A 4,980-nucleotide genomic window follows, 5' to 3' on the forward strand; every position below is an offset into this window, starting at 1 on the left:
GGGAGGTCTTGGCCCGGGTCGGCCTCCACTCGCTTGTCTCAATGGGTAGACAGAAGGCCTCGCCCTGAAACGACAGCAAATGGCTTCATAACGGCAAATCGGGGGACTTCAAGTTGAGCAACTTCGGGCTAGCCAATGAATGGGCCGGGCGGGGGGTCAACGTCAACGCCATCGCGCCGGGATACATGGCCACCGACAACACGAAGCCACTTCGCGAAGACCCGGTCCGGAGCCGCGCCATTCTAGAGCGAATTCCGGCCGGCCGCTGGGGGCAGCCAGAGGATCTGGCCGGTGCGGTGGTCTTCCTTGCCTCCGCGGCCTCTGACTACGTGCACGGGGCGATCCTCAGCGTCGACGGCGGGTGGATGGCCCGCTAGAGAGGATATAGTGGGGTTTGGTGTGAAGGCGGCGATCATCGGTGTGGGAGGACCGGGGCCCGGAAGCGGGGGCGCGCACAGCATCGGGCGAGCCCATGCCCGGGCGTTTCGAGCGCTGGGCGTCGATGTGTGGGCCGCGGCCGACCTGAACGAATCTAGGTTGCACCAGTTTGGGGAAGAGTACGGGGTCAGCCGGCTTTACAAAGACTACCGACAGATGTTGAAGGAGGATTCCATCGACATCCTCAGCATCTGCACGTGGCCGCAGACTCATGCGTCCATTACGCTCGAAGCGGCCCGGGCCGGTGTCCGCGCCATCCTGTGCGAGAAGCCGATGGCCCTGTCGCTGCGCCAGGCGGCGCAGATGGTGGAAGCCTGCGAGCAGGCAGGGGTCATCCTCGCGGTCAACCACCAGCGCCCTTTTGCCGACCCGTGGAAAAAGGTGCGCGACCTGATTGCCGAAGGCGTCATCGGGGAGTTGAAGCACGTCGTTTCCGCGTGCGGGCCCTGGGACATCGTGACCTGGGGAACCCACTGGATTGACATGGTGTCGTTTTTTAACGGCCGGAGCCCCGTGGCATGGGTGCTCGCCGCGCTGGATTACTCGTCCGGCCGCCAGCACCACGGGTATCCCATGGAAGATAGCGGCGTGGCCCACTTCCACTTCGAGAACGGGGTGGAGCACGTCCTTTTTACGGGCCACGAGGTCGCGCCGGGCTACTACCACCGGGTTGTGGGGTCCGAGGGCATCATCAAGGTCGAGGCGCCGGGCGATTGGTCCCTTCGGTACGGCGTGGTGGGCCGGGGATGGACCTCCGTGCCCGTCGAGGATACGGAACAGGAGGCCATCCTGCGGTCGGTGGAGGCGGTCGTGAACGCGCTGCGTGAGGGAAGGCAGCCGCCGCACTCCGGCCGCGTCGCGCTAGGGGTGACCCAGACCCTGCTGGCCGCCGTCTACTCCGCGAAGGTCCACCGGAGAATCGACCTTCCGTCGAAGGAGTTGTTCGACTTCGAGATTCAGACGGTATAGCGTTTTGCAGGAGGCACGGGGTCGGTTAGAGGCGTCTGTCGAACCGTTGCTACCGCTGCTGGGGCGATCGGGGCGTCGTCGGTGGGGGGCCTTTTACGTTCAGGGGCCTGCTGCTTGAGGGAGGGAGAAAGACAGCGGCCGGGATGGCGGAGCGGTACGGCGGCGACGAGCAAGCCCTGCAGCAGTTCGTCAACCAGAGCCCGCGGGATTGGATGCGGTGCGGCAATGTTATGGTGGGCGGACGGAGCTGATTTCGCCTACGTGCGCAGAGTGTCGGCGGCCAGTACCCTGAGCCCCGAGGCCCTTTCGCCTGAGCAGTTCAGGGGCGTGCGAGGCTGTGGTCGCCGCACCGAGCTCGGGGCCTGATCATCGAGGCGATGCGGCAGGTGGGCATCGTTTTCCCGAGCATCGAGGAAGCTCGTTCAACCAGTGCATGGAGGATCCGGAGGCGAACCTGGACTTCTTCCTCTGATCCAGCTTACGACTCCATCCGGTTGGGCGTAAGGACTCGTAAGCCATCAATTCTGGAGAAGTGTTCACGGTTAAGGGTCAGCAGAGGCCTTTTGCGGGCCAGGCAAATCCCCGCGATGAGCACGTCAGCGACGCCAACGGCGACGCCCCGTTGCCGCAAACGTCGTTCCTCTTGCCCGGCCCGGCGTGCCGATTCGAGATCAAGCGGCAGGACTGGCATCACCTCTGAGAAGGTCGCGATCTGGTTGAGCAACTGGTCGTACCCGCGCAACCCGGACTCAAGTTCGAACACCGTTACGGCGGTTAACATGGCGCGCCCGTCTGTCACGAGCTGGGCAAGAAGCGACGCCTCGGGTTCGTGTCCTCGCAAGAAGCCGATCACAACCGAAGTATCGATGACTATCTCCACCGAGACCACACCTCGCGGATCCGTTGCTCGACTTCCCTGGCCTGCTGATCGGTGAGCACGCCACGAAGTGCCAAGACCTTGGCTATCTGTGCCTGTCTGTTCTCTTCTTCCTCCAGGAAACGCTCCACCGCCTCGTTGATCAGCTCCGAATAGCCCCGCAGACCCCGACGGGCAGCAATGGCCGCCAGCCTGGCCCTCTTGTCGTTGGGCAGGTCAATCGTCGTCCGCACAGTCTATCACCCGGGGGCATTTTAATGCATATGCATCATAATATCAAGCCTCCGGGGAACCGCTGGATGGCCGCTGCATTACCTCGCGCGTCGCCAAGCAGGCGCTCGTAGGCCGCGAGATCCCCTGCCAGTTCCAGGGAGCGCCGCTTAAGGAAGGCGTAACGCGGTCCTCGGCACCATGTTTATGGGCGGTTAGCAGCTCTTTTGCCGTCAAGGAAACCGGACGATAAAGGAAGGAAAGTGTGCGGAGGCGTCGTACTCGCTTACAGGCCGGCGCCCGAGACGGTGGTATCAAAGTGCAAGACGCACGACAAACCAGGCAGAGCGATGCCAGGGCACGTCGCGGCGTTGCCCCCGTCCAGTCCGTGGAGCGGGTGTTTCAGATCATCGACGCGCTGGCGCGCAAGAGCGCCGGCGTGTCAGAGCTGGCCCGGGTCACCGGGATGCACAAGGCGACGGTGCACCGTTTCCTGGTCACGCTGCGGCGCCTGGGTTACGTGGAAGAGCTGCCCGATGGGTCGGGTTATCAGCTCGGTTTGCGCCTCATCGAACTGGGCGGGCGCGTCCTGAGCCGCCTCGACTTTCGTGAGGTAGCCCGGCCGTATCTGGCCGAGCTGCGGGACACGACCCGGCTGACGGTTCACATGGCCGTGCTGGACGGCACAGAAGTCGTTTACGTGGAGAAGCTGGACTCCCCGGCCAACATCCGGATGGCTTCGTACGTCGGGACCCGCAACCCGGTGTACTGCACAGCCCTTGGCAAGGCGATTCTCTCGGCCCTCCCGCCCGCTGACGTTCAGCAAATCCTTCAGAAGATCCGTCTGGTTCCCAGGACGGCCCGCACCCTCAAGACCACAGAAGAGCTTCTTGAGGACCTGGACAGGTCTCGACGGCGGGGCTTTTCCGTAGACGACGTGGAGAATGAGGACGGGATCCGGTGCGTTGGAGCACCTGTCTACCGACACACAGGGGAGGTGCTGGGGGCCATCAGCGTGTCGGGTCCCGTTTTCCATGTCCCGCCGGATCGCGTGGAAGAGCTGGGCCGGCAGGTCAATGAGACCGCACGGCTCATTTCCCGGGCTCTGGGTTGTTCGGCGCCACTGTTCGGAGGAGGGTCGAGCGATGCCAACCACTGAACTGGACGAACTCATCCGGGGCTTTTCCAAGACAGCGACCGCCTGGGTGTCCAACGCTCCCGATCACCAGGGCATCCGGGGCTTCACGAGTCACCAAGTGGAGGCTCGAATGGGACGGGAGATCCGGGAAGGACCCCCGCTTGCGGAGGTCATCGCGAAGTATGCCCGGATCTGAGCCGGCCCCTCTCATCCTGTCCATGGGCGAGCCCATGGTGGAGTTTACGGCCGTGGAGCGGGGGCCCCTGAAGGACGCCGCGACCTTCGCTCGCGGGTTCGGCGGCGACACCTCCAACTTCGCCGTCGCCGTCGCCCGTCTTGGCGGACAGGCGGCCTACCTCTGCCGGATCGGGGACGATGAGTTCGGCCAGGCGCTGATGGACTTGTGGGCCCGAGAAGGCGTGGACACCTCCCGGGTGAGGGTGGTGCCGGGCGGGTACACCGGCGTCTACTTCATGTCGTGGCGGCCGGACGGAGTGCATGATTTCGCCTACGTGCGCAGAGGGTCGGCGGCCAGCACCCTGAGCCCCGAGGACCTTTCCCCCGAGCAGTTCAGGGGAGTGCGGCTGTTTCACACCAGCGGAATAACCCAGGCTATCAGCACCTCAGCGTGCGACGCGGTGTTCCGCGCGCTGGAACTCGCGCGCGAGGCCGGCGCCTGGCTCAGCTATGACCCGAACCTGCGACTGCGGCTGTGGCCGCTGAAGCGGGCCCGGGGCCTCATCATCGAGGCCATACGGCATGCAGACATCGTCTTGCCGAATATCGAGGAAGCTCGTGCCATCAGCGGGATGAACGATCCAGAGGCCAACCTGGACTACCTGCTGGGCAGGGGTCCCCGGATCGTGGCTCTCAAGCTGGGGGAACACGGCTGCCTGGTGGGCACGGCGGACGGAGCCCGAGTACATGCGCCGGCCGTCCGCGTCCCGGTGGTCGATACGGGGGGCGCGGGGGACACATTTGACGCGGCTTTTGCCATCGGTCTGGTTTCGGGGCACAGCCTGGAATGGACGACGCGGTTCGCGGCCGCTGCGGCTGCGCTGACCACAACGGGTAAGGGGTGTGTGACCCCAATCCCCCGCCGGGAAGCCGTCCTGCAGCTTATGGCCGGCGGGAGTGGCCTCTGAACTACCGCCCCTATCCTACCAAATGGCGGTGATGTACGGTCATCGTGCTGGGCCGCCCGGTCGACCGCGTGGTAGGCCGCGCAAAGCGGTGCCCTGAACCTATTCGCGCCGGCCGCGCAAACTAACCCCGGAAGCGACGTTGACGGGGGTCGGTGCGGTGGAACTCGGCCTGATCGGCCTGGGCCGGATGGGCTTCAACCTGG

The 4,980-nt window shown here is 64.7% G+C and carries 7 protein-coding genes and 1 pseudogene; 6 read left to right on the plus strand and 2 right to left on the minus strand.

Going from position 1 to position 4,980, the window contains the following annotated elements; genetic code table 11:
- The first annotated feature begins 128 nt into the window (after positions 1–128).
- From AB1609_03315 to AB1609_03325, 3 genes and pseudogenes are all read left to right on the plus strand, one after another.
- Positions 129–377 (plus strand): annotated as a pseudogene (locus AB1609_03315) (SDR family oxidoreductase).
- A 22-nt stretch (positions 378–399) separates the two neighbouring features.
- Positions 400–1,407 carry a Gfo/Idh/MocA family oxidoreductase gene (locus AB1609_03320; GenBank protein MEW6045496.1) on the plus strand — a complete coding sequence of 336 codons (1,008 nt, stop codon included), beginning with the start codon at positions 400–402 and terminating at the stop codon, positions 1,405–1,407.
- Between the two features lie 143 nt (positions 1,408–1,550).
- Complete coding sequence (locus tag AB1609_03325; protein ID MEW6045497.1) at positions 1,551–1,658, plus strand: hypothetical protein; 108 nt, start codon at positions 1,551–1,553, stop codon at positions 1,656–1,658.
- 227 nt (positions 1,659–1,885) lie between these two features.
- Here the strand turns inward: AB1609_03325 and AB1609_03330 are convergent, their stop codons facing one another.
- Together AB1609_03330 and AB1609_03335 are read right to left on the minus strand one after the other, a co-directional pair.
- On the minus strand, positions 1,886–2,287 hold the full coding sequence (locus tag AB1609_03330; GenBank protein MEW6045498.1) for a type II toxin-antitoxin system VapC family toxin: 402 nt from the start codon (positions 2,285–2,287) through the stop codon (positions 1,886–1,888).
- The gene (locus AB1609_03335) at positions 2,278–2,517 is read right to left on the minus strand and encodes a hypothetical protein (protein ID MEW6045499.1); all 240 of its coding nucleotides are present in this window, start codon (positions 2,515–2,517) and stop codon (positions 2,278–2,280) included. Before AB1609_03335 ends, AB1609_03330 begins: the two co-directional genes overlap by 10 nt.
- Positions 2,518–2,813: 296 nt before the next feature.
- Here AB1609_03335 and AB1609_03340 point away from each other — a divergent pair, with 296 nt between their 5' ends.
- Genes AB1609_03340 through AB1609_03350 form a run of 3 tightly spaced genes read left to right on the plus strand, consistent with a single transcriptional unit; the run spans position 2,814 to position 4,777 of the window.
- The gene (locus tag AB1609_03340) at positions 2,814–3,653 is read left to right on the plus strand and encodes an IclR family transcriptional regulator (GenBank protein MEW6045500.1); all 840 of its coding nucleotides are present in this window, start codon (positions 2,814–2,816) and stop codon (positions 3,651–3,653) included.
- On the plus strand, positions 3,640–3,828 hold the full coding sequence (locus tag AB1609_03345) for a hypothetical protein (GenBank protein MEW6045501.1): 189 nt from the start codon (positions 3,640–3,642) through the stop codon (positions 3,826–3,828). Before AB1609_03340 ends, AB1609_03345 begins: the two co-directional genes overlap by 14 nt.
- Positions 3,815–4,777: a sugar kinase gene (locus AB1609_03350; protein ID MEW6045502.1), complete on the plus strand. Its 963-nt coding sequence runs from the start codon at positions 3,815–3,817 to the stop codon at positions 4,775–4,777. The genes AB1609_03345 and AB1609_03350 overlap by 14 nt, the downstream gene beginning before the upstream one ends.
- Positions 4,778–4,980: the final 203 nt, after the last annotated feature.

This window comes from Bacillota bacterium (genome assembly GCA_040754675.1).
Taxonomy (GTDB): Bacteria; Bacillota; Limnochordia; order Limnochordales; family Geochordaceae; genus Geochorda.

Excerpts from the sequence above, each read along its gene's own strand:
- AB1609_03325 (MEW6045497.1), top strand. The coding sequence starts at position 1,551 with ATGGCGGAGCGGTACGGCGGCGACGAGCAAGCCCTGCAGCAGTTCGTC.
- AB1609_03350 (MEW6045502.1), top strand. The coding sequence starts at position 3,815 with ATGCCCGGATCTGAGCCGGCCCCTCTCATCCTGTCCATGGGCGAGCCC.
- AB1609_03345 (MEW6045501.1), top strand. The coding sequence starts at position 3,640 with ATGCCAACCACTGAACTGGACGAACTCATCCGGGGCTTTTCCAAGACA.